The organism is Massilia agrisoli (assembly GCF_020831365.1).
GTDB lineage: Bacteria > Pseudomonadota > Gammaproteobacteria > Burkholderiales > Burkholderiaceae_D > Telluria_A > Telluria_A agrisoli.
Genome location: NZ_JAJHPV010000012.1, coordinates 171,328 through 196,089, shown reverse-complemented (window position 1 = coordinate 196,089; position 24,762 = coordinate 171,328). Strand labels below are relative to the sequence as shown.

Annotated in this window: 25 protein-coding genes; 14 read left to right on the top strand and 11 right to left on the bottom strand. The window is 62.3% G+C overall.

Annotated elements, in window-relative coordinates:
* Positions 1 to 176: 176 nt before the first annotated feature.
* Together LMJ30_RS08265 and LMJ30_RS08260 are read left to right on the top strand one after the other, a co-directional pair.
* Positions 177 to 551 carry a Rap1a/Tai family immunity protein gene (locus LMJ30_RS08265; RefSeq protein WP_229431865.1) on the top strand — a complete coding sequence of 125 codons (375 nt, stop codon included), beginning with the start codon at positions 177 to 179 and terminating at the stop codon, positions 549 to 551.
* On the top strand, positions 548 to 1,054 hold the full coding sequence (locus LMJ30_RS08260) for a T6SS effector amidase Tae4 family protein (protein ID WP_229431864.1): 507 nt from the start codon (positions 548 to 550) through the stop codon (positions 1,052 to 1,054). The genes LMJ30_RS08265 and LMJ30_RS08260 overlap by 4 nt, the downstream gene beginning before the upstream one ends.
* Before the next feature lie 39 nt (positions 1,055 to 1,093).
* Here LMJ30_RS08260 and cadR read toward each other — a convergent pair whose 3' ends face one another.
* Positions 1,094 to 1,546: a Cd(II)/Pb(II)-responsive transcriptional regulator gene (cadR, locus tag LMJ30_RS08255; protein WP_229431863.1), complete on the bottom strand. Its 453-nt coding sequence runs from the start codon at positions 1,544 to 1,546 to the stop codon at positions 1,094 to 1,096.
* Positions 1,547 to 1,632: 86 nt separating this feature from the next.
* Between cadR and LMJ30_RS08250 the strand changes: the two genes are divergently transcribed.
* The gene (locus LMJ30_RS08250) at positions 1,633 to 3,879 is read left to right on the top strand and encodes a heavy metal translocating P-type ATPase (protein WP_229431862.1); all 2,247 of its coding nucleotides are present in this window, start codon (positions 1,633 to 1,635) and stop codon (positions 3,877 to 3,879) included.
* Positions 3,880 to 3,888: 9 nt separating this feature from the next.
* Here the strand turns inward: LMJ30_RS08250 and yghU are convergent, their stop codons facing one another.
* On the bottom strand, positions 3,889 to 4,731 hold the full coding sequence (yghU, locus tag LMJ30_RS08245; protein ID WP_229431861.1) for a glutathione-dependent disulfide-bond oxidoreductase: 843 nt from the start codon (positions 4,729 to 4,731) through the stop codon (positions 3,889 to 3,891).
* A gap of 133 nt (positions 4,732 to 4,864) precedes the next feature.
* Here yghU and LMJ30_RS08240 point away from each other — a divergent pair, with 133 nt between their 5' ends.
* Together LMJ30_RS08240 and LMJ30_RS08235 are read left to right on the top strand one after the other, a co-directional pair.
* Complete coding sequence (locus LMJ30_RS08240) at positions 4,865 to 5,221, top strand: YybH family protein (RefSeq protein ID WP_229431860.1); 357 nt, start codon at positions 4,865 to 4,867, stop codon at positions 5,219 to 5,221.
* Positions 5,222 to 5,309: 88 nt separating this feature from the next.
* On the top strand, positions 5,310 to 6,800 hold the full coding sequence (locus LMJ30_RS08235) for an alanine/glycine:cation symporter family protein (RefSeq protein ID WP_229431859.1): 1,491 nt from the start codon (positions 5,310 to 5,312) through the stop codon (positions 6,798 to 6,800).
* 83 nt (positions 6,801 to 6,883) lie between these two features.
* Here LMJ30_RS08235 and LMJ30_RS08230 read toward each other — a convergent pair whose 3' ends face one another.
* Complete coding sequence (locus LMJ30_RS08230; RefSeq protein ID WP_229431858.1) at positions 6,884 to 7,507, bottom strand: head GIN domain-containing protein; 624 nt, start codon at positions 7,505 to 7,507, stop codon at positions 6,884 to 6,886.
* 375 nt (positions 7,508 to 7,882) lie between these two features.
* On the opposite strand from LMJ30_RS08230, the gene LMJ30_RS08225 reads away from it, so the two are divergent.
* Positions 7,883 to 8,242, top strand: coding sequence for a hypothetical protein (locus tag LMJ30_RS08225; protein ID WP_229431857.1), 360 nt, complete (start codon positions 7,883 to 7,885; stop codon positions 8,240 to 8,242).
* A gap of 404 nt (positions 8,243 to 8,646) precedes the next feature.
* The gene (locus LMJ30_RS21860; RefSeq protein ID WP_371872988.1) at positions 8,647 to 9,390 is read left to right on the top strand and encodes a winged helix-turn-helix domain-containing protein; all 744 of its coding nucleotides are present in this window, start codon (positions 8,647 to 8,649) and stop codon (positions 9,388 to 9,390) included.
* Between the two features lie 29 nt (positions 9,391 to 9,419).
* On the opposite strand, the gene LMJ30_RS08215 is transcribed toward LMJ30_RS21860, so the two are convergent.
* On the bottom strand, positions 9,420 to 9,779 hold the full coding sequence (locus tag LMJ30_RS08215; RefSeq protein WP_229431856.1) for a hypothetical protein: 360 nt from the start codon (positions 9,777 to 9,779) through the stop codon (positions 9,420 to 9,422).
* Positions 9,780 to 10,063: 284 nt separating this feature from the next.
* Between LMJ30_RS08215 and LMJ30_RS08210 the strand changes: the two genes are divergently transcribed.
* From LMJ30_RS08210 to LMJ30_RS08200, 3 genes are all read left to right on the top strand, one after another.
* The gene (locus tag LMJ30_RS08210; RefSeq protein WP_229431855.1) at positions 10,064 to 11,203 is read left to right on the top strand and encodes a DUF2382 domain-containing protein; all 1,140 of its coding nucleotides are present in this window, start codon (positions 10,064 to 10,066) and stop codon (positions 11,201 to 11,203) included.
* Between the two features lie 91 nt (positions 11,204 to 11,294).
* On the top strand, positions 11,295 to 11,699 hold the full coding sequence (locus tag LMJ30_RS08205; RefSeq protein WP_229431854.1) for a YkvA family protein: 405 nt from the start codon (positions 11,295 to 11,297) through the stop codon (positions 11,697 to 11,699).
* A 128-nt stretch (positions 11,700 to 11,827) separates the two neighbouring features.
* Entirely contained in the window at positions 11,828 to 13,795 is a 1,968-nt protein-coding gene (locus LMJ30_RS08200) for an LTA synthase family protein (protein WP_229431853.1), read from the top strand.
* A gap of 33 nt (positions 13,796 to 13,828) precedes the next feature.
* Here LMJ30_RS08200 and arfB read toward each other — a convergent pair whose 3' ends face one another.
* The gene (gene arfB / locus LMJ30_RS08195; RefSeq protein ID WP_229431852.1) at positions 13,829 to 14,227 is read right to left on the bottom strand and encodes an alternative ribosome rescue aminoacyl-tRNA hydrolase ArfB; all 399 of its coding nucleotides are present in this window, start codon (positions 14,225 to 14,227) and stop codon (positions 13,829 to 13,831) included.
* A gap of 78 nt (positions 14,228 to 14,305) precedes the next feature.
* Here arfB and LMJ30_RS08190 point away from each other — a divergent pair, with 78 nt between their 5' ends.
* Positions 14,306 to 15,208: an alpha/beta fold hydrolase gene (locus tag LMJ30_RS08190; protein ID WP_229431851.1), complete on the top strand. Its 903-nt coding sequence runs from the start codon at positions 14,306 to 14,308 to the stop codon at positions 15,206 to 15,208.
* A gap of 18 nt (positions 15,209 to 15,226) precedes the next feature.
* Here the strand turns inward: LMJ30_RS08190 and LMJ30_RS08185 are convergent, their stop codons facing one another.
* Positions 15,227 to 15,610, bottom strand: coding sequence for a hypothetical protein (locus tag LMJ30_RS08185; protein ID WP_229431850.1), 384 nt, complete (start codon positions 15,608 to 15,610; stop codon positions 15,227 to 15,229).
* A gap of 203 nt (positions 15,611 to 15,813) precedes the next feature.
* Between LMJ30_RS08185 and LMJ30_RS08180 the strand changes: the two genes are divergently transcribed.
* Positions 15,814 to 16,563, top strand: a complete 750-nt coding sequence (locus LMJ30_RS08180; RefSeq protein WP_229431994.1) for a ferritin-like domain-containing protein — start codon at positions 15,814 to 15,816, stop codon at positions 16,561 to 16,563.
* A 16-nt stretch (positions 16,564 to 16,579) separates the two neighbouring features.
* Here LMJ30_RS08180 and LMJ30_RS08175 read toward each other — a convergent pair whose 3' ends face one another.
* The 3 genes from LMJ30_RS08175 to LMJ30_RS08165 all read right to left on the bottom strand — a co-directional run bounded on the left by LMJ30_RS08175 (position 16,580) and on the right by LMJ30_RS08165 (position 19,629).
* Positions 16,580 to 18,082: a tripartite tricarboxylate transporter permease gene (locus LMJ30_RS08175; protein WP_229431849.1), complete on the bottom strand. Its 1,503-nt coding sequence runs from the start codon at positions 18,080 to 18,082 to the stop codon at positions 16,580 to 16,582.
* 10 nt (positions 18,083 to 18,092) lie between these two features.
* Positions 18,093 to 18,554, bottom strand: a complete 462-nt coding sequence (locus LMJ30_RS08170) for a tripartite tricarboxylate transporter TctB family protein (RefSeq protein ID WP_229431848.1) — start codon at positions 18,552 to 18,554, stop codon at positions 18,093 to 18,095.
* Between the two features lie 97 nt (positions 18,555 to 18,651).
* Positions 18,652 to 19,629, bottom strand: a complete 978-nt coding sequence (locus LMJ30_RS08165; protein WP_229431847.1) for a tripartite tricarboxylate transporter substrate binding protein BugD — start codon at positions 19,627 to 19,629, stop codon at positions 18,652 to 18,654.
* Between the two features lie 187 nt (positions 19,630 to 19,816).
* Here LMJ30_RS08165 and LMJ30_RS08160 point away from each other — a divergent pair, with 187 nt between their 5' ends.
* Complete coding sequence (locus LMJ30_RS08160) at positions 19,817 to 21,037, top strand: MFS transporter (RefSeq protein ID WP_229431846.1); 1,221 nt, start codon at positions 19,817 to 19,819, stop codon at positions 21,035 to 21,037.
* Complete coding sequence (locus LMJ30_RS08155; protein WP_229431845.1) at positions 21,034 to 22,161, top strand: branched-chain amino acid ABC transporter substrate-binding protein; 1,128 nt, start codon at positions 21,034 to 21,036, stop codon at positions 22,159 to 22,161. The genes LMJ30_RS08160 and LMJ30_RS08155 overlap by 4 nt, the downstream gene beginning before the upstream one ends.
* Before the next feature lie 6 nt (positions 22,162 to 22,167).
* On the opposite strand, the gene leuA is transcribed toward LMJ30_RS08155, so the two are convergent.
* On the bottom strand, positions 22,168 to 23,859 hold the full coding sequence (gene leuA, locus LMJ30_RS08150; protein WP_229431993.1) for a 2-isopropylmalate synthase: 1,692 nt from the start codon (positions 23,857 to 23,859) through the stop codon (positions 22,168 to 22,170).
* A gap of 370 nt (positions 23,860 to 24,229) precedes the next feature.
* Entirely contained in the window at positions 24,230 to 24,757 is a 528-nt protein-coding gene (locus LMJ30_RS08145; protein ID WP_229431844.1) for a M23 family metallopeptidase, read from the bottom strand.
* Positions 24,758 to 24,762: the final 5 nt, after the last annotated feature.

Sequence of the window (24,762 nt, the reverse complement as noted above, 5' to 3'; positions counted from 1 at the left end):
GTGGCAGAACCGGGTCTCGGTAATGTTGCCCCACTTGGTTGTCCTGGAAATAGTCATCTCAACAAATGGCTTGCGAGCCGCCTTGACAACGCTATGGGGTAGTTGTGCTCACCAGGCAGTGAGGCAAGCGGCACCGTACCCAAGGGCAGCTCTATTCGAAACACTGGAGCGCAATGATGAGTAGTCGCAGCTGGATTGTTACTGCAATCTTTTTCCCATTGTCAGTTCATGCGGGCCCGTACGTGTACCCATTCAATGCGATGACGGGGGAACAGGTGGTCGGCAAGCTGTCAAAAGCGCAGTCCACCGATATTGATTACATCGAGCGCGACATGACCCATAGCTACGTAAACGGAGTGAAGGATGCGACCCAAGGGAGCATCTGGTGCTTTACTGGCTCCATTCTCCCGCATGAGTTGAACATCGAACTTGCATCGTCTATCAAGGCAACCCGTTCGGCCCGTGAGCTCAAGAAAAATGCTGCCCCGCTGTTACTCGATGAGCTGAGCAGGCGTTATCCGTGCAAACCTGGAAAAGGAGGACAGCCGTGAAACCAATTGCCGTTAGCGGAGGACACAGGCCGACCTATGCTGCGCTTGAAGTTGCCTATCCATCCAAGAGTATGCCCCGCGCACAACTATATGAGGAACTAGGAATAGGTGAATTGACGAACAAGGCCGAGTACGAAAACACCTGTGCGATTCGCTTGAGCTACGCCGTCACGAAGGCTGGTTTGGCGTTGCGAAAGGGTGGCCTCCGAATCAATAAAGGGGTCCACAAGGGAAAGCGAATCGAGCCAAGTATGAGGAAGCTGGCGGAGCACCTGGCTGAGATGTGGGGGCCGCCGGAGCGGTACGCTTCTGAAGAGGCCGCGAGGAGCGGGATCGGGCGGCGAAAGGGCGTCGCCGCGTTCTTCTTTGGCGAGATACTTCCGCTCGCGGGAGCCCAGGGCCACATTGACATCATTAAGGCGAGTGCCAACGGCTACTTTCAATGTGCCGGCGCATGCTTCTTTGGGCCCAAGAACAAAATCTGGTTTTGGCCGCTGCGCTAAAAGAGCCAGTTGTGGCACGCCCAGGCTTTCTTTTCAATGTTAGCAGTGCGGACCCAGCGGATTGCCTACCGCGCCAGATGCGGCAGGCACAGGTTCAGACAAGGCGTGCAAGATACCGCAGGCCTTGGATGAGTCCGCTGCGCTGCATCGCCCCCGCAGCTGCCGAAGCTGGGTTTCCAAAGCGGTCAGCGAGGCAATCCGGTCGACGACATGGTTGATATGCTTGTCGAGAAGCTCGTTGACGCCGTCGCAGTCCTCGTCCGGCTTGTCCCTGAAATTGAGCAGTACGCGCACCTCGTCCAAGGTCATGTCTAGCGCCCGGCAATGCCGGATGAACAGCAGCCGCTCGACGTGGGCCTCCCCGTAGGTACGGTAATTATTGGACGAGCGCATGGGCGGGGCGAGCATGCCGATGCGCTCGTAGTAGCGAATGGTTTCAACCTGGCATGACGTACGATCCGCCAGTTCACCAATTTTGAAGTTGCCTGCCATATTTACCAATCCCGGCCGTATGTGCTTGACCCTGTAGCGACTACAGGGTGTGTAATGCAACTATACACTTAACCGGGATCACGCGAATGACCTCAACCGACACGCAATGCTGCAGTAAGAGCTGTGCCAGCGCAGCCTCGACGGCCACCATCGACCAGGACACCCCGATGGCAGACCCTGCGGGAATCGGCTCATCGTTTTCTATCCAGAACATGGATTGCCCGACGGAAGAAGCACTTATCCGCGACAAGTTATCAGGACTGGCGGAGGTGTCGGGCCTGCACTTCAACCTCCTTCAACGCCGCCTGACGGTCATCCACACCGGTTCGCAGGACGTGGTGATGAAAGCGCTTCTTGCCATCGGGATGGATGCAGTGCCGCTCGGGGAAGAGGGCCCGGGAAAAGATGCAGCCGCGGCCGTTCATGAAGGCAGCAAGCTCAAATGGCTGAAACTTGGCGCTGGCGTAGTCCTTGCCGCCGCCGCGGAAGCCGCCGCGTGGACCACCGGTTCGGACATCTCGCCGTTGGCGATCGCACTTTCCCTCGCCGCTATCCTGCTGACCGGGGTATCCACGTACAGGAAGGGCTGGATTGCACTACGTAACGGCAATCTCAACATCAACGCCCTGATGACGATTGCAGTTACCGGCGCGGTCCTGATCGGGCAGTGGCCTGAAGCGGCCATGGTGATGGCGCTGTTCGCGCTCGCCGAGGCCATCGAGGCGATGTCGCTGGACCGGGCGCGAAATGCGATTCTGGGCTTGATGGCAATGACACCCGATAAAGCGACCGTGTGGCAGGACGATGGCCAATGGCTGTCGGTCGATGCCGCGGGCGTGGCCATCGGGGCGCAGGTGCGCGTGGGCCCGGGCGAGCGGATCGCCCTCGATGGAATCCTCGAGGAAGGCCAATCCAGTGTCAACCAGGCGCCAATTACCGGTGAAAGCATGCCTGTCACAAAGGAGAGCGGCGACCAGGTCTTTGCCGGCACCGTCAACGAGGCGGGCTCATTCGTCTACAGGGTCACCGCGCTGCAAACCAATTCAACGCTGTCGCGCATCATCCGCGCCGTCGAGGAAGCGCAAGGATCGCGCGCGCCCACGCAGCGGTTTGTCGACCGTTTCGCCCGGGTCTACACACCGATCGTGTTCGCAGCGGCGCTCGGCGTCATGCTGGTGCCACCGCTGGCGTATGGCTTCGACTGGCTGCCCTGGATTTACAAGGCGCTCGTCCTGCTGGTGATTGCCTGCCCATGTGCGCTGGTCATTTCAACGCCGGTGGCGGTGGTGAGCGGCCTGGCTGCGGCAGCCCGGTCCGGCATCCTGATCAAAGGCGGCGCCTACCTTGAAGAGGGCCACAAGCTGCGTGCGCTGGCACTGGACAAGACCGGCACGATTACGCAGGGCGTTCCGTCCGTCACCGATACGGTGCCGCTCGAAGGCGGCGACACGGACTGGATGCGCATCGCCGCTTCGCTTGCCGCGCGTTCCGGTCACCCGGTGTCGGCCGCGATCAGCCGCCACTGGGCCGCTACGCATGCGCAGCTTCCCTTGCATGAGGTGGCCAATTTCAACGCGCTTGCCGGACGCGGCACCAGCGGCAGCATCGAAGGCAAGGACTACTACCTTGGCAATCATCGGCTGCAGGAGGAGCTGGGCATTTGCACCCCGGCGATGGAGGAGGTCCTTAACCTGATCGAAGCGGAAGGCAAGAGCGCGGTCGTGGTCAGCAGCCAGGACACGCCGCTGGCCGTCATCGGCGTTGCCGATACGGTTCGCACCGCAAGCCGCCAGGCGATTGCGGAACTGCATGCACTCGGTATCCGCACCATCATGCTCACCGGCGACAATGCCCTCACCGCCGCGGCCATTGCGCGCGACGTCGGCATCGACGAAGCGCATGGCAACCTGCTGCCTGAAGAAAAACTGGAAGCCATCAACAGGGAGATGGCGATCTACGGGCATGTCGGCATGGTGGGCGATGGCATCAACGACGCGCCGGCGCTTGCCAGGTCGAGCATCGGTTTCGCCATGGGCGTGGCGGGAACCGATACAGCGCTGGAGACGGCGGACGTAGCGCTGATGGATGACGATCTGCGCAAGATCGCCACTTTCGTGCGCCTCAGCCGCAAGACCGCGGCGGTGCTGCGCCAGAATATTATCGTCGCGCTGTCGATCAAGCTGGTGTTCCTGATCCTGGCGCTTGCCGGTACCGCCACCCTGTGGATGGCGGTGTTTGCGGATATGGGCGCGAGCCTGCTGGTGGTGTTTAACGGGCTGCGGCTGCTTCGCGAGGCGCCGTTGCCGCAGCAAGCCGATGCCGGGTTGGACTAGTCCTTCGTCTCAGTCTAGATCCGCGGCGTCGTGGCGCTCGGGAACTTGTTCTTCCGGTTCGCCGCGCACGCGGTTGACCTTGCGGCCGCGGATAACCGCAGGGCGTGCGCCGATCTCATCGGCCCAGCGTTTGACGTTCCTGTACTCGTGCACCGACAGGAACCCCGCCGCGTCGTACAGTTCTCCGCGCACCATGCCGCCGTACCACGGCCAGATCGCCATGTCGGCGATGGTGTACTCATCGCCCGCAACGAAGCGGTTGGTGGCGAGTTGCCGGTCGAGCACATCCAGCTGGCGCTTGGTTTCCATCGCGTAGCGGTCGATCGGATATTCGAGCTTGTCGGGCGCATAGGCGTAAAAGTGGCCGAAACCGCCGCCCACGAAGGGGGCCGAGCCCATTTGCCAGAACAGCCAGTTGAGCGTTTCAGTGCGCGCCGCTGTTTCCGTCGGCAGGAAGGCGTTGAACTTCTCGGCGAGATACACCAGGATCGAACCGGACTCGAACACGCGCTGCGGTGTATCGCCGCTGTGGTCGACCATCGCCGGTATCTTCGAATTTGGGTTGATCTCCACAAAGCCGCTTGAGAACTGGTCGCCTTCGTTGATACGGATGAGCCAGGCATCGTATTCGGCGCCGGAATGGCCGAGCGCGAGCAGTTCTTCCAGCATGATCGTTACCTTCACCCCATTGGGCGTCGCCAGCGAATAGAGCTGGATCGGATGGTTGCCGACCGGGAGTACCTTTTCATGGGTTGCGCCGGCCACCGGGCGGTTGATGTTCGCAAACGTGCCGCCGGATGAGGCTGGCGGAACCCAGACAGCTGGCGGAACATACCTGGCTTGATCAGTCATCAATATCTCCTTTAACCAATAATCTGGAACATTCTAGCCGGAGCCGCGATTTGGCACAGGCGGCCCCACGCCCGGGCTCGCGTACAATCGGCTCGTCAAGCAACGGGCAAACATATTGAACGAGGGGGGTGCCGTGGAAATTCCAGAGCCGCTCAGGGAAACCGTACAACAATGGGTCGAGGCCTACGAGGCGGCAGACGCCGGCCGTCTGGCTTCGCTATACGCCGAGGATGGCATCATTTTCCTTCCGGCCGGCCAACGCTTGCAGGGCCGTGAAGCGATCGCAAAGCATTACAGCGCAATGCTCCCGCAAAAGGAGCGCGACAAGCCGCGCATGACTCCGCGTAAGTTTTTCTTTTTCCCGCCGATTGCCCACGCCACCGCAACGGCGACCGGCAGGCATGGCGAAAAACACTCGGTCATCGACATCCTGTCGCAGCAGCCGGACGGAAGCTATCTGTTCGTGTGCTCGTCGTGGACTTTCAAATAGCACATCAGGTCAGCTCATCTGTTTATAATCGCGGTCTGAGAAGGCAGACAGTCATTGTCACGGCCTCATATTTAGGGGACATTTTTATATGCAAGAATTAGTCAATACCATCAACGGGATCATCTGGAGCCCGGCCCTGATCGCGCTATGCCTTGGCGCCGGGCTGTATTTTTCGATCCGCTCGCGATTCCTGCAGGTGCGGCATGCGCGTGAAATGACCCGCCTGATGATCGATGGTAAGGCGTCAGACCAGGGCGTATCGTCGTTCCAGGCGCTGACAATGACGCTGGCAGGCCGGGTCGGAACCGGCAATATCGCCGGCGTGGCCACCGCCATTACGTTTGGCGGACCTGGCGCGGTATTCTGGATGTGGGCAGTCGCCTTCCTGGGCGCCAGCTCGGCGTTTGTCGAGTCCACCTTGGGCCAGGTCTATAAAGAGCCGATCAACGGCCAGTACCGCGGCGGTCCGGCCTTCTACATCGAAAAAGGCCTGGGCATGAAATGGTATGCCTGGATTTTTGCGATCGCTACCGTCTTTGCGACCGGCTTGTTACTGCCAGGCGTGCAGGCCAATTCGATCGGGTCAGGGCTGCAAACTGCGATGGGCATTGATCCGAATGTCACCGCTGCCATTCTTGCCATCGCACTGGGCTTCATCATTTTCGGCGGCGTCAAGCGCATCGCTACCTTCGCCGAGATCGTCGTCCCGTTCATGGCGCTTGGCTACATCATCGTCGCCTGCGTGGTGATTCTCCTGAACCTGCACCAGTTGCCGGGCGTGCTCAAGCTGATCTTCAGCTCCGCGTTTGGCCTCGATGCCGGTTTTGGCGCCATGATCGGCATGGCAATCCAGTGGGGTGTGAAGCGCGGCGTCTATTCGAACGAAGCGGGGCAGGGCACCGGACCGCACGCGTCGTCCGCCGCCGAGGTCACGCACCCGGCCAAACAAGGCCTCGTGCAAGGCTTCTCGGTGTATATCGACACCTTGCTGGTGTGCTCGGCCACCGCATTCATGCTGCTGATTACCGGCCAATACAATGTTGAAGGCGCCGGCGGCAAGGCAATTTACACCGGCGTTCAGGGTGTGGCGGCAGGGCCGGGTTACGTGCAGACCGCGCTCGAGAACGCACTGCCAGGTTTCGGTTCGGTGTTCGTGGCGATCGCCTTGTTCTTCTTTGCCTTCACCACGATCGTGGCGTACTACTACATCGCCGAAACGAACATCGCTTATATCAACCGCAAGGTGCATCGTCCTTGGCTGACGTTTGCGCTCAAGGTCGCCATGATGATCGCGACCGTGTATGGCACGGTCAAGACGGCGGATATGGCCTGGGCGCTTGGCGACATTGGCGTGGGCTTGATGGCCTGGCTGAACCTGGTGGCGATCCTGCTGTTGCGGAACGTGGCCTTCAAGTGCCTGAACGATTACGAAGCGCAGAAAGCCGCTGGCCTGGACCCGCAATTCGACCCCGTGGCGATGGGCATCGATAATGCAGATTACTGGAAAGTGCGTGCGGCCAAGCGCCTGGAATCGATGGCTGGCGCCGATGGCAAGGCGGCCTTGAAAGTTGGCAGCTAAAAAAATCGCGGCATTATAGCGACGAAAAAACGCCCCTGGAATCCAGGGGCGTTTGTCATTGTGGCCGTGTTGAGAACCGAATATCAGCGCGCAGCGGTGACGCTGCCAATACCCGACACCGATTTATTCACGATGCGCGGGTTACCGTAGTACGTCAGGTTGCCCATGCCTTCGACATTGGCCGTCAGCTTTTCGCTCGCATGAATCGACACTGCGCCGATACCTTCAAAACTGACATCCGCTTCCTGCGCGATCAGCGCTTTGGTATCGACCTCGCCAACGCCTTCGGCTTCAATGCGCAGGTGGCGCACCTTGCCATTAATGACCAGGCTGCCGGCGCCGGCATAGTCTACATCGAGGCGGTCGCTCTGGATGTTGTTTAGCCGCGCCAGGCCCGCCCCTTCGCCTTCAAATGCGGATAGGGACGGCATCGAGATGACGATGCGGTCGTGCTTCCTGACGTTCTTGTTCCCGTCGTCACTCATGCCGATGCGCAGCTCACCGTTGACGACCTTGGTGGTAACGCGGTTGATGAATTTGGCGTCGCCCTGGACGGAAACCGCGAAAGGCTTGCCCGCATCGACGATCAGGTTCATCGGTCCCGAGATCGCAATCTTCTTGAACTGTCCTACGTTGCGGGTCTGTTCGTCGGCGTGCGCGGTGACTGATGCAAGGCACAGAAGAAGGGCGAGGGTTGGACGCAGCATGGGTTTTTCTCCGGGTTGATAAGGTATGCATGGATTCTATCCAGCGCCATTTTTCGGTCCATGCTTTTGCGATGAACTGCAGAAAACACAGGGCAAACGGTTCGGTAGTGAGTAAATGATTGCATCTATCGCAATTAAATTTCCTGGATATGCCGATACGGTTGAGTTCGCTTCAATCGCGCGGATGCCCCGATCGTAGTAGACTTTGCCGTTTGGAATTTGTAACGCGGAAAGTTTTAACTTTGCGACATTCGTTGAAACCACGCTGGGGAACTACCGTGGCGTCATCAGTACTTGCACCGACCTGGGGTAACGCGATCTTGGCATAAGCCGTTGGCGCAGCCTGCAAGGAAAGCAAGAGATTGAAGGGATAGCATGAGTAAGAACATACTGGAAACACTCGCCGACCTGGCTGAGGACAGGGTGCGCGAGGCCCGGAAAGTACAGCGGGCCAAGCAGAAGCGCTGGCACCTGATTTGTGGGGAGCTGTATATGCACCCGGCCCAGGGAAAGATATCGATCGCCCGCAGCAGCGCCGAACGGATGAGCGCTACACGGTGGCGCACAGTGATGGTCCATGCCGTGCAGCGCGGGGATGCGAAAGTCCTCGAGGCGCTCGCTGAGCGTCTCGGAAAGAGCGAACTGGCGGCCAGTATCTTGCGTGCGAAAGGATATGGCGCCCACGGCCAGTCAATCGACCTGACCGTGCGCGACATTCCCAGCCGGCACGAGTAAGCCCGCGCTGCTACCAGCGCCGCATGGCCTTGCCGGTACGTTGCTTGACACCGCGCGCGCTGAACTTGCGCCAGAAGTAGCCTGCCAACGCCATCATGATCATCTTACGCATATAAAACTCCTCGTTAGCCATCGTGCATAGCTCATCTTAATGCAGGTGATGCGTCGATGAGGTAGGTACACCGGATGGATGCGCGTGGGACTTCTCCGACCTGGTTCCCAAATAGAACGTTTCGGTGCGTGTTAAAAACACTCGCATGGATTGTCTAAGCCTTGTGTCATCTGACATACTTTCGCCTATGCGAAGTGCATAGAAATGTGTCACAGTACGTAGAGGCCGCTAGTATCGCTGCGACTACCACGCGCCGCGGCTGCGGTAGCATTTACCTGACTGAGAGAACATCGTGACGCCGCTTCCGACCGTGACCTCGCCAGTTCATGCATTAATCGTTGACGGCGATAGCGGTACGCGCGCGGCATTAACAAACTATCTCACTGAGAATGAAATTCTTGTCAGCACGATGCCTGACGGACCCAGCCTTGCCGATGCCCTGCAACGCGAAACCTTCGACGTGCTGATCCTCAATCCGAAACTCGCGGATGAGGACAGCATGCTGGTGGTGCGCCGCGTGCGCGATCATTGCGACATTCCGATCATCGTCATTACCGGGCGTAATGAAGAAGCCGACCGCGTGCTGTGGCTGGAACTGGGCGCCGATGATTACCTGGGCAAGCCGTTTTCCTTGCGCGAACTGCTTGCGCGGATACGCGCCTTGCTGCGCCGTTCGCGCACCCATCAGTCGGTGGCGCAAGGCCTCGCGCGGGTGAGGGCGTATCGCTTTGCCGGTTGCGAACTGCACGTCTGGCTGCACCGGCTGGTGGCGCCGGACGGTAAGGTCATTGCGCTGACCAATGCAGAGTTCCACCTGCTAACGGCTTTCCTCGCCGCACCCCAGCGTGTGCTATCGCGCGAACAATTGCTGGACCTGTCCCGCCTCCACAGCGCCGAGGTGTACGACCGCGCCATCGATGTCCAGGTCGGCCGCTTGCGCAGGAAGCTCGAATCGGCATGCCTGCAAGATGGCCTGATCCATACCGCGCGCGGGGCCGGGTACGCATTGAATGCTGCGGTCGATATCATTCATTAAGCCAGGGACACGGCGCGGCCAGGCACCGGCTATTTGCCGTCTAGCATGTCAAGGTCCACGGAAAGCGTCGCCCGATGATGCCTCACTGCAGCCACGGCCTCGGCCCTTACCTCATCGCGGCTGCGCCCTGCGATTGAGGGCTGGCGTGCAACCGTCGCGGACGACCCGGTCGCCGCGCCACGGGTATCTCCAACCTGCATCGCCACGCTTCTTGTGGGCGCCGGCACCGCTGGCGGCGGCTGTTTTTGCGGCGCTGCGCTGCCCGGTCCGGCAGCCTCGGTTGGCGGCGGGACGTTGGCGTTGGCCGGCGCATGCTGTCCCATGCTTGACGGGGAAAAGGCCGCGGCGCTGAGCAAGGCCAGCACCTTGAGGGCGGAATGAAATTTCATGATGTTCTCCTGTTCGTGGCAAATCGAATCCAGCATTGCAGGACCGAGGATGATCCGCGAATGTGGCGCCCTCATGTCGGCAGCCGGCGCGAATATTTCATCTGACACAGTGCGGCCATGCAGGGCTTGCACCAAGGCGGGAGCTGGCGCACTTTTCCAATAGTTGTATTCCGATGGGTTCTGGTCCTACGGCCGGGCGCGGTGTGATCTGACGGTGCTCGCGATATCGGGCACTAGAATGGTCAGTGTCTTGCGGACATCAACTAATCTGGAGGAACCATACTATGCAACATACCCTAGTCGCTGTATTTGATAACAGCACCGACGCCCAAAAGGCGATGGATGACCTGCTGGCTTCCGGCTTTAGCCGCTCCGATGTACGCCTGTCCAATGACACCTTGCGCACCGGCGCCACCACCTCGGCAACGAGGACCGATGAGGATGAGTCCTTTGGCGACAGCATCAAGAATTTCTTCGCCGACTTGTTCGGCAGCGACTCCAGCGATCGCTCTTCGATGTACTCGGACGCTGTATCGCGCGGCAACTGCGTGCTCACCGTGACGACACAAAGCGAACCTGAAGTCGAACGCGCGGCAGACGTGGTCGAGGCACACGGCCCGATCGATATCGACGAGCATCACGATATGCCGATGGGCGGCAACTCCGATATGCGCTCGGCGGCCATGGCGCGCGGCGCGCAGCAAACCTCGCAGCAGTCGATGTCGATGCAGTCCGGCAGCGGCGCGTCCATGGGGAGCGGCACCATGTCGTCGCAGGGCACGTCCACCGGCAGCTCGCGCCAGTTCGCCGAGACCGATACCCAGGCAATCCCGGTCATGCGTGAAGAACTGAAGATCGGCAAGCGCGAAGTCCAGCGCGGCGGCGTGCGCATCTTCTCGCATGTCGTCGAGGAACCAGTGAGCGAAGACCTGAGCCTGCGCGAAGAGCATGTGTCGGTGCAGCGCCGCGCCGTCGACCAGCCAATCGATCCGGCTGACGTCCGCGCATTCAAGGATACGACGATCGAAATGCGCGAGAGCGCAGAAGAAGCGGTGGTGCAAAAATCGGCCCGCGTGGTCGAGGAAGTCACGATCGGCAAGGAAGTCACCAACCGTGAAGAGCACATCCGCGACACGCTTCGCCATACTGAAGTCGAAGTCGAGAAGCTGGCCGGCTCCAATGATGACGATTATTATCGTTCGCACTGGAACAGCAACTTCGCAAGTTCGGGCAAGTCGTATGACGATATCGCGCCAGCGTATAGGTACGGCAGCGAGATGCGCCGAAACGAACTATATCGCGACCGCCCATGGGAGGATGTCGAAACCGATCTTCGCTCTGACTGGACTCAGCGCAATCCTGGCTCGATCTGGGAAAGCATCAAGGCTGCCGTCCGCCATGGCTGGAATCGTTTGACTGACTAATTCCCCGGCCAGACCGGAAAAAGGGCGTTCCATTTGCGTGGAGCGCCCTTTTTTCGACTCAACCACCGGTACGGAACATCAAGGATGAGCGATGTCACTCAAGGAACGAATCCGCAACTGGGCCAGGTCGGTCAAACGGGAAGCCGTGGTCCTGTGGTTCGCTTACAAGCATCCAGGAACGCCCATGCTGGCCAGGGTGCTGTGCATCGTGGTTGTCGGGTACGCGCTCAGCCCTATTGACCTGATTCCCGACTTTATTCCCGTGCTGGGCTACCTGGATGACGCCCTGCTGCTGCCGGCCCTGATCTGGCTGGCGATCAGGGTGATACCGGAGGACGTGTTCCAGGCCTGCCGGTTGCGCGCCGACGAGTGGATGGCGCGCGAAGGCAAGAAACCACGCAGCTATCTCGGCGCTGCCCTGGTCATTGCAATCTGGCTGGGTTCCGGGTGGGCGATATGGCATTACTGGGCGGCTCCCTGGTTCGCGCGCGCCTAGCATCCCCGGCTATAAAAAAATTTCCGGTTGGTATCACACAGACAACGTGCATACATGTATATTCTCTTCGCCGTCACGCCAAAACGGTAAGTAGTGACGTTGGCCAACCGTATTCAAGTGTCCATCACGTGATAAAGAATTCAGCCGACTGGCTCGGGCGGCGCCTTCAATGGGCCGGCCCGTACGCGATCTTCTTGCAGATGACCCTTATTGGCATGGCGGCGCTGTCGTTGTCGCGCCTGGCGCTGGTCGGGTGGCAGTGGGAGCGGGTCGAGGCGACCGGCATGCTGGTCAATGTCATGCTGCAGGGCTTGCGCGCCGACTTGATCTTGCTGGGTTATCTCTCCGTGATTCCCGTCTTGCTGATGCTCCCATTAACGTGGGCGTTGCCGGCGCGGACCCTGAAGATCGTTTTCACGTCGTGGGCCACCATTGCCCTGCTGCTGATCGTCTTCATGGAACTGTCGTCGCCGCAGTTCATCACGCAGTTCGATGTGCGGCCGAATCGCTTGTTCATCGAATACCTGTTGAACCCGAAAGAAGTGCTGTCGATGCTGTGGGGCGGCTTCCGCCTGACCGTGATCGCCGCCATCGGCTTTTCCGTGCTGCTGGGCGTTCTGATCTTCTATGTACTGCGCGTCGCAGCCGACCGCTCGGTGGCCTGGCCGGCCAAACGTTTATTGCTGACCTGGCCTTTGGTCCTCCTGCTGGTGGCCTTCCAGATCCGCTCCACCACCGCGCACCGCCCGGCCAATCCGGCGCTGTTTGCCATCACCGGCGACGCCATGGTCAATTCGCTGGTCATCAATTCGCCGTGGGCCGTGCTCGATGCGCTGCTGTCGATGCGCAAGGAGGCGAATTCGTCCGAGATCTACGGCGCCTTCCCGCGCGAGAAGGTTTTTGAGACGGTGAAATCGGCGCCCTGGCTGAGGGACGCCGAATTTACCTCGGCAGATTTGCCGACCCTCCATTGGCAGCAAGCGGCAGTGCAGCGCGCCCGGCCGCTGAACCTGGTGATCGTGCTGCAAGAGAGCCTGGGTGCGACATTTGTCGAGTCGCTCGGCGGCATCGGCGTCACCCCGGAACTCGAGAAGCTCAAGCACGACGGCTGGTGGTTCGAGCAGCTGTACGCCACCGGCACCCGCTCGGTGCGGGGCATCGAAGCGGTAGTGGCCGGATACCCGCCAACCCCGGCGCGCAGCGTGGTCAAGCTGTCGATGGCCCAGCAAAACTTCTACACGCTGGCGCTCGGCCTTGGCAAGGAAGGCTATGCGACCGAATTTGTCTACGGCGGCGAGGCGCATTTCGACAATATGCGCAGCTTCTTCACCGGTAACGGTTTCCAGCGGGTGGTCGACCGCAGCGACATGTCGCCGGCGTTCGAGGGCAGCTGGGGCGCGTCGGACGAGGACCTGTTCGACAAGTCACTCGAACGCCTGAACAGCCTTCACCAGGGCGGCAAGCCCTTTTTCAGCCTGATTTTTACCTCGTCGAATCACCAGCCCTTCGAGTTCCCGGACGGGCGCATTGCCTTGCACGATACGCAGAAAGCGACGGTCAACAATGCCGTTAAATATGCCGACTTCGCGTTGGGCAAGTTCATCCGCGAGGCGAAGAAGCAGGACTACTGGAAGGATACGATCTTCCTGATTGTGTCCGACCATGACACCCGCGTGTATGGAAACAGCCTGGTCCCGATCAAGAAGTTCCACATTCCCGGGCTGATTCTCGGCGCAGACATCACGCCAAAACGCATTTCGACCATCGCAAGCCAGATCGACCTGGCGCCCACGCTGCTGTCGCTGATCGGCGTGTCAAGCCAGCATCCGATGATCGGCCGCGATTTTGCGCGCGACAGTACCACGCCGGGCCGCGCGCTGCTCCAGTTCGGCAACTACTTCGCCTGGCTGGAAGGAACCGCAGCAACCATCCTGCAGCCAGGGAAGGGCGCCTTGCTAGCCAGCTACGACGCGGCCAGCGGAAGGCTGGCGATGGCGCCCGGCAAGCCCTCCGCCGCCCAGGTCGATACCGCCATGGCGCACGTGATCCTGCCATCGCTACTGTACCGGGAGCAGCGCTACAAGCTGGCTAAATAGCCGGGCCTGGCGCTGCGATGCTGCGGCAATGATTTACTCGTTGACCTTGCCCCGCAAGGCCTTCACCTGCCCGCTGCGGGTTTTCTCGTCGAGACGGCGGCGCTGCGATCCGCGCGTCGGCCGCGTCGGCCTGCGCACCAGCGGCGCCTCGGCGGCGCTGTCGACCAGCGCCTGCAGCCGGCGCAGCGCATCTTCCTTGTTCTGCTCCAGGCTGCGCGACTGCTGGGCCTTCAGCACCACCACGCCGCCCTGGGTAATCCGCCCGTCGCGCAGCTCCAGCAGGCGCGCCTTGACCGCGGGCGGCAGCGAAGAGGCATTGATGTCAAAGCGAACGTGCACGGCGCACGACACTTTGTTGACGTTCTGCCCGCCCGGCCCCTGCGCGCGGATGGCGCTAAATTCGACTTCTGCTGGGTTGATCGTGACAGTCATCATGCCTGATAGAATTAAACTTACCTGTGTGTATTGGAGCCTTGGTGCACGCATCATAAACCCTGCGGAGCCACGCACGTGACAACCCAACTGTTTCCCGGATTCCGCACGTCGCTGGTGCCGGTCGCGCCTGGCGTGCACATTCATGCCGCCATTGGCGGCAACGGACCACCGCTGCTGCTGTTGCACGGCCATCCGCAAACCCATGTCATCTGGCACAAGGTAGCGCCCGCGCTGTGCGAACGGTTTACCGTCGTCGCCTGCGACCTGCGCGGCTATGGCGACTCGTCCAAGCCCGGCGGCGACCCCGCGCACGCCAGCTACAGCAAGCGCACCATGGCTGCGGACATGCTCAAGGTAATGCGGTCGCTCGGCTTCGCGCAGTTCCGCGTGCTGGCGCACGACCGCGGCGCGCGGGTTGCGCACCGGCTCGCGGCCGACCATCCCCACGCCGTGCAGCGCCTGGTGCTGCTCGACATCGCGCCGACCCTCGCCATGTACGGCAAGACGAACGAAGCATTCGCACGCGCCTATTGGCACTGGTTCTTCCTGATCCAGCCGGCGCCGTTGCCGGAACGCCTGATCGAGGCCGACCCGGCTGCTTACGTGCGCGATGTGATGGGCAGCCGCAGCGCCGGCCTGGCGCCGTTCGACCCGCGTGCGTTGCTGGAATACCAGCGCTGCCTGGCCTTGCCTGGCGCGGCGCATGGCTTGTGTGAAGACTACCGGGCCTCGGCCACCATCGACCTCGAACATGACAGGGCGGACCTGGAGCGCGGCCAGCGCCTGCCGATGCCGCTGCTGGTGCTGTGGGGCGCGCAGGGCGTGGTGCAGCGCTGCTTCGACCCGCTGGCGGAATGGCGCCAGGTGGCAAGCGATGTGTCTGGCGAGGCGCTGCCGTGCGGCCACTATATCCCGGAGGAAGCCCCAGACCGCCTGCTGGCCCGCGCCTTGCCATTCCTTGCAGGAGATGCAGGTTGAGCGGCGCGCGCCAGCCGCTTACGGCGCCGCCAGCACCCGGCGGACAGTGGCATGGGCCATCACCAGCGCCGGATGATCCTGCAGCAGGGCCACATAACGGCGCGCGAAAACGCTGCCGTCGTCCTCCGATACGGACAGCAGGGCGTTCGCCTGCCTGGCGATGGCGCGCACGTCGCTGTCCGTCACGACCTGCTGGTCTGCCAGCTCATCGATCTCGACGATGAATTCGCTGAGCTGGCGCAGCCAGTCGAACTGAGGGTGCCTGGTCAAGAGCTGGAGCAACTGGCCGCCGTCGCCGACGGGCCCCCATTCGCGTTCGTAATTGTTCCGCTCCACTTCAACCAGGCTGCGGTGCAGGTCGCGCAAGGCCCTGGTCAGCGCGTGTAAGGTGTTCTTAGGCATACTTTCCCTTTTCGCAGTCGTGGTTGGTTCAGGTGCCCTTGACGGCCTTGGGTGGGCCGAAGTGTGTCCTGCCATTATGGCAAAGAACACGGCGTCTTACCCGAAACGGGCAATGTAGCCGATAATCCCGTGTGCGCAACTCTTGAATATAAATAATGTCTGGTAGTGAACTTCGCGCCTGTGCGCTGCAGTGCTTGCTCGAAATGGATCCGGCCGTCAAGGCCGACAAGGTGGCGGCCATGGCCGCGGCGTGGAAAGCGGGAGCGCTGGCGCTCGATCCCGACGCAGCCATCGAGGCTGGCGCCACCATTCCCGGGCGCCCGGCAAGGCCCGAACTGGTGCCGCCGCGCCTGGTGGGGCGCCGTTCCATGGCAACCCTGGAAGGGCGGGCAATGCTGATCCACGCGCTGGCCCACATCGAATTCAATGCAACCAACCTCGCCCTCGATGCGCTCTGGCGCTTCGCTGGCATGCCCGCTGGCTACTATACGGACTGGCTACGGGTATCGCGCGAAGAGGCAATCCACTTTTCGATGCTATCGGCGCACCTGCAGGGGCTTGGCTACGGCTACGGCGATTTTTGCGCGCACGACAGCTTGTGGGAAATGGTCGAGAAGACCAGCGGCGACATCGTTGCGCGCATGGCGCTGGTGCCGCGCACCCTGGAAGCGCGTGGCCTTGACGCCATTCCGCCGCTGCGCGCCAAGCTGGCGCAGGCGGGCGACATGGCGGCTGCCAGGATACTTGACCGGATCCTGGAAGATGAAATCGGCCATGTTGCGATCGGCAATCACTGGTATGTCTACCTGTGCGGCCAGCGCGCGCTGGAACCGCGCGCCACCTACGATGTCCTGGCGGCGCGCTATCGCGCCCCGGCGCTGAAGGGACCGTTCAACATCGCGGCGCGCCGCCTTGCCGGCTTTACCGAATCGGAACTGGCCAGCCTGGACTGAGCTGGCCAGCGCGGTCTTACTCTTCGTGGAAGGCTTCTTCGCGCTTCTTGCGCAGCGCAGGCAGCATCACTACCGCCAGTGCCACCACGGCCATGCCCAGCATGGTCGCGCTGATCGGACGCTGCACGAATACCATCGGGTCGCTGTGCGACAGCAGCAGCGCGCGGCGCAGGTATTCCTCCATCATCGGCCCGATAATGAAGCCGAGCAGCATCGGGGCCGGCTCCGCATCGAGCTTGGCGCAGATGTAGCCGAACAGGCCGAACAAGGCCATCAGGCCGACGTCGAATTCCGCATTGTTCAGGCTAAACACGCCGATCGCGCAGAACATCAGGATGGCCGGATACAGGCGGTGGTAAGGCACCATGATCATCTTGACCCACAGGCCGATCATCGGCAGGTTCAGCACCACCAGGAACAGGTTGCCGAACCACATCGAGACGATCAGGCCCCAGAACAGCGCAGGCTGCTCGGTCATCACTGCCGGTCCTGGCTGGATGCCCTGGATGATCATGGCGCCAATCATCAGGGCCATCACAGGATTCGACGGAATGCCAAGGGTCAGCATCGGGATGAACGAGGTCTGGGCGCCGGCGTTGTTGGCCGCCTCCGGCGCGGCAACGCCTTCGATCGCGCCCTTGCCGAACTGCGCCGAGTTCTTCGACACTTTCTTTTCCAGCGAGTACGAGGCAAACGACGCCAGCATGGCGCCGCCGCCCGGCAGGATGCCGAGGGCCGAACCGAGGCCGGTGCCGCGCAGCACCGGTGCGATGATGCGCTTGAAGTCGTCCTTGTTGAGCATGAGCCCGGACACCTTCTTCATCACCAGGTTGCGGGTTTCGTCATGCTCCAGGTTGCGGATGATCTCGCCGATGCCGAACATGCCCATCGCCACGATCACGAAGTTGATGCCGTCGGCCAGCTGCGGCATGTCGAAGGTGTAGCGCTGGGCGCCGGAATTGACGTCGGTGCCGACCAGGCCGAGCAGCAGGCCGAGGATGACCATGCCGATCGCGTGCAGCAGCGAGCCGCTGGCCAGCACGACCGAGGCGACCAGGCCAAGCACCATCAGCGAAAAGTATTCCGCCGGGCCGAACTTGAGCGCCAGGTCAGCCAGCGGCGGCGCGAACAGCGCCAGCAGGATGGTGGCGACGGTGCCGGCAAAGAACGAGGCCAGCGCGGCCGTGGCCAGCGCCTTGCCGGCATTGCCGTTGCGCGCCATCTGGTAGCCGTCGATCGCTGTCACCACCGAGGAGGACTCTCCGGGCAGGTTGACCAGGATGGCGGTGGTCGACCCGCCGTACTGGGCGCCGTAGTAGATACCTGAGAGCATGATCAGCGCCGAAATCGGCGGCAGGCCGAAGGTGGCCGGCAACAGCATCGCGATGGTGGCGATCGGGCCGAGGCCGGGCAGCACGCCGACGGCGGTGCCGACGAACACGCCGATCAGGCAGTACATCAGGTTGGTCAGGGTGAATGCGGTTTCGAGGCCAAGGCCAAGGTTAGCTAAAATTTCCATGTTTTTCTACTTATCCACCAAACCAGGGACCGATGGCCTGCATCGGCAAGCCAAGCAGCTTGACGAAGACCACCACCGCGAAAATCGCCAGGCCGCCGGCCAGCATCGCCGCCTCGGCGAGGCGGAACTTGGCGCTCGCAAATGCGCTCAGCAGCACAATCACCAGCACCGCAGGCACCAGGCCGGCGCCGCGCATCAGGAAGCCGAACAGCAGCACCGCCGACAGGATGATGACCAGTTCCTTGATGTAGAACTTGCCGATCGCTTCACCGGGGCGCAGGAAGGAACGCACCACGGCGATGACGCCGACGAAGGCGAGCAGGCCGCCGAGCACGCTCGGGAAATAGGCAGGGCCCATGCGGCCCGCGGTGCCCATTTCGTAATCCTGGCCGATGATGATCGCGCCAAGGCCGAAGAATAGAAAGATGATGCCGGTCCAAAAGTCCTTTGGATGGCGAATGAATGATGGCACTGCAGTCCCCTTATTGCTTTTTGTAGTCACCCATGGCGCAGGCCCCTTGAACAGGGCCGGCGCCATGGGCCGCTTGTTTCTTGTGCGGGAAACCAGTTTAGTCCGCGTACACGCCTGCCTTGTTGATGATCGCGCCCCAGCGGTCGATTTCCGACTTCAGGTGCGCGCGCAGGGCTTCAGGACGGGCCTTGGCTTCCGGTACCGGCTCGGTGCCCAGGTCGGCAAAACGCTGCTTGACGACCGGGTCTTTCAGCGCCACCTGCAGGGCGCCGGCCAGGGCGTCGATGACCGGCTTCGGCGTGCCCTTTGGCGCGTACAGGCCGTGCCACACCGCCACGTCAAAGCCCGCCAGGCCGGACTCGTTCAGGGTCGGCAGGTCAGGCATGGAGGCCAGGCGCGTCTTGGTCGTGACGCCGTAGGCCTTGATCTTGCCGCTCTTGATCTGGCTGGTGGTGTTGGTGGTCTGGTCGCACATGAAGTCCACCTGGCCGCCCAGCAGGTCGTTCATCGCCGGGCCGGTGCCCTTGTAAGGAACGGTGGTCAGGTCGGTGCCGATAGCCGTCATGAACAGCATGCCGCACAGGTGCGAGGCGGAGCCGACGCCAGCGTTGGCGTAGGTGACCTTGGCCTTGTTGGCCTTCACATAGGCCAGGAACTCTTTCATGTCCTTGGCCGGGAAGTCCTTGCGCGCCACCAGGGTCATCGGCACGTCGGTAATCAGGCCGATCGGCTCGAAGCTGTCGATCGCGTTGTAGCTCAGCTTGCGGTACAGGCCGGGCGCGGTGGACTGGCCGATGTGGTGCAGGAACAGCGTGTAGCCATCCGGCGCCGCCTTGGCCACGCGCGCCGCGCCGATGGTGCCGCCGGCGCCGCCGACGTTTTCGATAATGATCTGTTGCTTGAGCTTGGTACCCATCGACTGGGCCACCAGGCGCGCCACCGTATCGGTCGGTCCGCCTGCGGCGAACGGCACGATCATCGTGATGGTCTTGGTCGGATAGGTCTGGGCGTGGGCCAGTGCGGCGCTGCCGAATAACGCCAGGCAAGCGGCCGCGCGCAAAAGTGTAAGTTTCATCGGGTGTCTTCCTCTAAGCTCTGTTTTAAGTATGGGCGTTCGGCGCTGCCGGACGCAGGGGTTGTTGTACCAGCTAATAGATACATGTGCAACTGTGGAAAACCGCAGTTTGGCCAGATTACGTCGGCGCTCAACTTGCATTCTTTTGTTGCGATATCATGTTGCATTGCACATTATCGGAGTTTCCATGCGCGACGCGCCTGCCGGCCAGCCGGACATTTCTGCCGGCATGGTTCGTTTGCTGGCGTTCGCTTGCGGGCTGATTGTTGCCAACCTATATTACGCGCAGACCCTGGTGGGGCCGATCAGTGCGGCCACCGGCCTGTCGCCGGGAGCGGCCGGCCTGATCGTCACGCTGACCCAGGCCGGCTATTGCCTGGGCCTGCTGTTCATCGTTCCGCTTGGCGACCTGCTGGAAAACCGCCGCCTGGTGGTGCTGGCCCTGGCAGCCAGCGCGCTGGCCCTGGCCACTGCCGCGGCCACCTCCAGCGGCGCGGTGTTCCTGGCCGCGTCGCTGTGCATCGGGCTGGGCTCGGTTGCCGCCCAGGTACTGGTGCCCTACGCCGCCCACCTGTCGCGCGAGGAAACCCGCGGCCAGGTCGTGGGCAAGGTGATGAGCGGCCTGTTGATCGGCATTATGCTGGCGCGCCCGGCCGCCAGCCTGGTCGCCGACCACTTTGCCTGGCAAGCGATTTTCGTGGCGGGCGCGCTGGCGATGGCCGCCCTGGCGCTGGTGCTGAGCCGGCGCCTGCCAAGGCGCATGCCGGCCGCGCCCATCGCCTACCTGGCGCTGCTGCGGTCCATGGTGCGGCTGCTGGCGGCCACGCCTGCCTTGCGCCGCCGCGCGTTCTACCAGGCCGGCATGTTCGGCGCGTTCAGCCTGTTCTGGACCACGGTGCCGATGGCCCTGGCCGGACCGGGGCTGGAGGTGTCGCAAACCGGCATTGCGATTTTTGCGCTGGTTGGCATGGCGGGCGCCGTTGCCTCGCCGATTGCCGGCCGCCTGGCCGACCAGGGGCATACCCGCGTGGCCACCGCGGCCGCGCTGTCGCTGGCGGTGCTGGCGTTTATCTTGCCGCTGGCCATTAGCGGCGGCAAGGTGCTGACCATTGGCGTGCTGGCGCTGGCCTCGATCATCCTCGATATGGGCGTGGCGGCCAACCTGGTACTGGGACAGCGGACGATTTTTGCGCTTGGCGCCGAGGTGCGCAGCCGCCTGAACGGCCTGTACATGGCGCTGTTTTTCGCCGGCGGCGCGCTCGGCTCGGCGCTGGGCGGCTGGGTGTTTGCGGCCTGGGGCTGGCGCGGCGTGCTGGTCGCCGGCCTGTGTTTCCCGCTCGCGAGCCTGGGGTATTTTTCGCTTGAACTGCTGCAGTCACGCACGAATTTATTAAAGAGGACAGAATGAAGAAGCTCACCACTGTTGTTGCCCTGTCTGTCGCCAGTGTGGCGTCGGCACAGGAAGTCGTTAAAATCGCCCACGTCGGCGCCACCACCGGGCCGGTTGCCTACTTCGGCAAGGACACCGAAAACGGCGCCCGCATGGCGATCGAAGCGCTGAACGCGCGCAAGCCCGTCATCGGCGGCAAGAAGGTGCGCTTCGAGCTCGTCGCGGAAGACGACGCCGGCGATCCGAAGCAGGCCACCGCCGTGGCGCACCGCCTGGTCGACGCCAAAGTCAACGCCATCGTCGGCCACCAGACCTCGGGAACCACCATTCCTGCGTCAAAGATCTACTACTCGGCCGGCATTCCGCAGATTTCGCATTCCAGCACCAGCCCGAAGTACACCCAGCAGGGCTTCAATACGACTTTCCGCGTGGTGAGCAATGACATGCAGCTGGGCCGCGCATTGGGACGCTATGCGGTCAAGGAGATGGGCGCGCGCCGCATTGCCGTGGTCGACGACCGCACCGCCTACGGCCAGGGCCTGGCGACCGAGTTCGTCAAGGGCCTGAAGCAGCAGGGCGGGGCGGCGGTGGTGGCGAAAGAGTTCACGCACGACAAGGCCACCGACTTCACGGCCATCCTGACCAAGATCCGCGCCACCAAGCCCGACCTCATCTTCTTCGGCGGCATGAACGCCGTGGCCGGGCCGATGCTGCGGCAGATGAAACAGCTTGGACTGAACGCGAAAATGATGGGCGGCGACGGCATCTGCTCGGACGAGATCGTCAAGCTGTCGGGCGGCGCCATGGCCGACGGCCAGGTTGTCTGTGCCGAGGCGGGCGGCGTCGAGGCGGCCGGCAAGCCGGCCCTGGACAAGTTCCGCGCCGACTACAAGAAGCGCTTTGGCATCGATGTGCAGATCAACGCGCCGTACGCCTACGATGCGGTGATGACCTTTGCCGACGCGATGACCAAGGCAGGTTCCACCGCACCGGCGAAGTACCTGCCGGAACTGGCGAAGATCCGCTACAAGGGCGTCACCGGCCCGGTTGCCTTCGACCAGCACGGCGACATCCGCGACGGCACGCTGACCTTATACACCTTCAAGTCCGGCCACCGCACGATGCTGGCGGTGACCAAGTAAAACGGTTTACGCAGCCATGGCTGGCGGCTCGGCCTGCTCCGATGCCGCCAGTTGCCGGTTCACCGCCGACAGCACCGCCTTGAACGACGCGGTGACGATGTTGCTGTCGATGCCGGCGCCAAACAAGGTCGGGCCATTGGCGACGCGCAGCTCGACGTAGCACGCGGCCCGCGCGTCCGCGCCCGAGCCGATGGCATGCTCGTGGTAATCCATCAGCTGGATGTCGATGCCGAGGGCATTCACAAACGCATCGATCGGGCCGTTGCCGGTTCCCGGCAGGGTGCGCGTCACCTGCTCGTGCACCACCGCCACGCTGACCTGGACCCGCCCGGCGCCGCTGCTTTTTTCCGTCATCGAATGCGACAGGTAGCGGTAAGGCGCCTCGTGCTCCAGGTATTCACGCGCGAACAGGGCGTGGATGTCGGCGGCGGCGATCTCGCGGCCGCTGGCGTCGGCCTGGCCCTGCACCACCCGTGAGAACTCGATCTGCAGGCGGCGCGGCAATTCCAGGCCGTATTCCTGTTCCAGCAGGTAAGCGATGCCGCCCTTGCCGGACTGGCTGTTCACCCTGATCACCGCATCATAATTACGGCCGAGGTCGGCCGGGTCGATCGGCAGGTAAGGCACTTCCCAGATCGCATCGGCCTCTTGCCGCGCGAAACCTTTCTTGATGGCGTCCTGGTGCGAACCAGAGAATGCCGTGTACACCAGTTCACCGGCGTAGGGGTGGCGCGGGTGCACCGGCAGCTCATTGCACTCCTCGACCAGCTGGCGCACCGAATCGATGTCCGAAAAATCCAGTCCCGGATGCACGCCCTGGGTGTACAGGTTCATCGCCAGGGTCACCAGGTCGACGTTGCCGGTGCGCTCGCCGTTGCCGAACAGGCAGCCTTCGACCCGGTCGGCGCCGGCCATTACGGCCAGCTCGGCGGCGGCGACGGCGGTGCCGCGGTCATTGTGCGGGTGCACGCTGATGACCAGCGACTCGCGCCGCTCCAGGTGGCGGCACATCCATTCGATCTGGTCGGCGTAGACGTTCGGCGTGCTCGCTTCCACTGTCGAGGGAAGGTTGACGATCATCGGTTTGGCCGGCGTCGGCTGCCACACCGCGCTGACCGCGTCGACGATCTGCTTGGAGAAGTCCAGTTCCGTGGTCGAGAACGATTCCGGCGAATATTCAAGGCCCCAGTCGGTTTCCGGATGCGCTGTGACCAGTTCCTTCACCAGTTTCGTGCCGTTGACCGCGATTTGCACGATTTCCTCGCGCGACATGTTGAACACCACGCGGCGGAACACCGGCGCCACCGAGTTGTAGATGTGCACGACAGCGCGCCTGGCGCCAGCGGCCGAGTCCACCGTGCGGCGGATCAGCTCCTCGCGCGCCTGGGTCAGCACGATGATGGTGACGTCGTCGGGGATGCGTTTTTCATCGATCAGCATGCGCACGAAATCGAAGTCGGTCTGCGAGGCCGACGGGAAGCCGACTTCGATTTCCTTGAGGCCGATCTTGACCAGCATCTCAAAGAAACGCAGCTTTTTCTCCGGGCTCATCGGCTCGATCAGCGCCTGGTTGCCGTCGCGCAGGTCGGTGCTCATCCAGATTGGCGGGCGGGTGATGGTGTGGGACGGCCAGGTGCGGTCTTTGATCTGGACGGCAGGGAAGGGACGGTATTTGGCGGCGGGGTTGCTCAACATGATTGCGTGGCTCCTGGGTAGTGCGGTACGGAAGTGCCGGGGACGGCGCGCGGTGGCGAAGGCTGCCGGACGGGCCACGTAACGCTAGGCCCGGCAACCGATCGGTAGCTTTAGCAGCAGCAGGAAGTGCGCGCGAACGACGGCAACCGCGCAGGAGGCGGAGCAGCAAAACGACGGAGTGGATTTGAAGGTGGCAGACATCGGTACAACTTTCCTGAAACTACTGAGAGACCGGCAGGGCCGGACGCAAACGGCGGCAATTAAGCGCGTAGTAGTCGTGCTGCCAGCGCTAGGGCGCTGGCATGCGGCAGGGAAGTCGACAGGTGCAGTTGGGATGACATTGCTTTGACTTTAAGGAATGGCGGCGTTCCTGTCAAGCTTTCAGTTGCCCTTCGTCCACAGGACGAAGCACCGGGTAGGGATTGATCGCGCCACCCGGGCCGTAGATACCATAATGGAGGTGCGGCGGCGTTCCCGCAGCATTGCCGGTATTGCCGACATAGCCCAGCACGGTCCCAGGCCTGACCCGCGCCCCGCGCGCAAGGTCGGCAAACCGGTCGAGGTGCGCGTAGTAGTGGCGCTGGCCGCCCGGGCCGAGCACCCACACCACCTGTCCGCCCAGCCGGTTGGTGCCTACCCGCATCACAATGCCTTCGGTGGCCGCATGCACCGGCGTGCCGCGCGGCGCGAAGATGTCGATGCCTTCATGCTTGCGCCCGCCGCTGCGGGCTGCTTGCCAGGTGTCGCGCAGCTGCTTGCGGCTGACGCCGCGCACGGGGACCTCGACAAGCGCGGGCGCGGGCATGGACGACAGCCGGATCGCGTAGATCGCGTCGTCAATGTAGGGGCCGACGAACGCATACGCGATCACCAGCAGCACGCCCAACAGCAGTAATCGCATCACAG

Coding starts and splice junctions, on each gene's coding strand:
- LMJ30_RS08265 (WP_229431865.1), top strand. CDS start 177: ATGAGTAGTCGCAGCTGGATTGTTACTGCAATCTTTTTCCCATTGTCA.
- cadR (WP_229431863.1), bottom strand. CDS start 1,546: ATGGCAGGCAACTTCAAAATTGGTGAACTGGCGGATCGTACGTCATGC.
- LMJ30_RS08250 (WP_229431862.1), top strand. CDS start 1,633: ATGACCTCAACCGACACGCAATGCTGCAGTAAGAGCTGTGCCAGCGCA.
- yghU (WP_229431861.1), bottom strand. CDS start 4,731: ATGACTGATCAAGCCAGGTATGTTCCGCCAGCTGTCTGGGTTCCGCCA.
- LMJ30_RS08235 (WP_229431859.1), top strand. CDS start 5,310: ATGCAAGAATTAGTCAATACCATCAACGGGATCATCTGGAGCCCGGCC.
- LMJ30_RS08230 (WP_229431858.1), bottom strand. CDS start 7,507: ATGCTGCGTCCAACCCTCGCCCTTCTTCTGTGCCTTGCATCAGTCACC.
- LMJ30_RS08225 (WP_229431857.1), top strand. CDS start 7,883: ATGAGTAAGAACATACTGGAAACACTCGCCGACCTGGCTGAGGACAGG.
- LMJ30_RS08215 (WP_229431856.1), bottom strand. CDS start 9,779: ATGAAATTTCATTCCGCCCTCAAGGTGCTGGCCTTGCTCAGCGCCGCG.
- LMJ30_RS08210 (WP_229431855.1), top strand. CDS start 10,064: ATGCAACATACCCTAGTCGCTGTATTTGATAACAGCACCGACGCCCAA.
- LMJ30_RS08205 (WP_229431854.1), top strand. CDS start 11,295: ATGTCACTCAAGGAACGAATCCGCAACTGGGCCAGGTCGGTCAAACGG.
- arfB (WP_229431852.1), bottom strand. CDS start 14,227: ATGACTGTCACGATCAACCCAGCAGAAGTCGAATTTAGCGCCATCCGC.
- LMJ30_RS08185 (WP_229431850.1), bottom strand. CDS start 15,610: ATGCCTAAGAACACCTTACACGCGCTGACCAGGGCCTTGCGCGACCTG.
- LMJ30_RS08180 (WP_229431994.1), top strand. CDS start 15,814: ATGGATCCGGCCGTCAAGGCCGACAAGGTGGCGGCCATGGCCGCGGCG.
- LMJ30_RS08175 (WP_229431849.1), bottom strand. CDS start 18,082: ATGGAAATTTTAGCTAACCTTGGCCTTGGCCTCGAAACCGCATTCACC.
- LMJ30_RS08165 (WP_229431847.1), bottom strand. CDS start 19,629: ATGAAACTTACACTTTTGCGCGCGGCCGCTTGCCTGGCGTTATTCGGC.
- LMJ30_RS08160 (WP_229431846.1), top strand. CDS start 19,817: ATGCGCGACGCGCCTGCCGGCCAGCCGGACATTTCTGCCGGCATGGTT.
- LMJ30_RS08155 (WP_229431845.1), top strand. CDS start 21,034: ATGAAGAAGCTCACCACTGTTGTTGCCCTGTCTGTCGCCAGTGTGGCG.
- LMJ30_RS08145 (WP_229431844.1), bottom strand. CDS start 24,757: ATGCGATTACTGCTGTTGGGCGTGCTGCTGGTGATCGCGTATGCGTTC.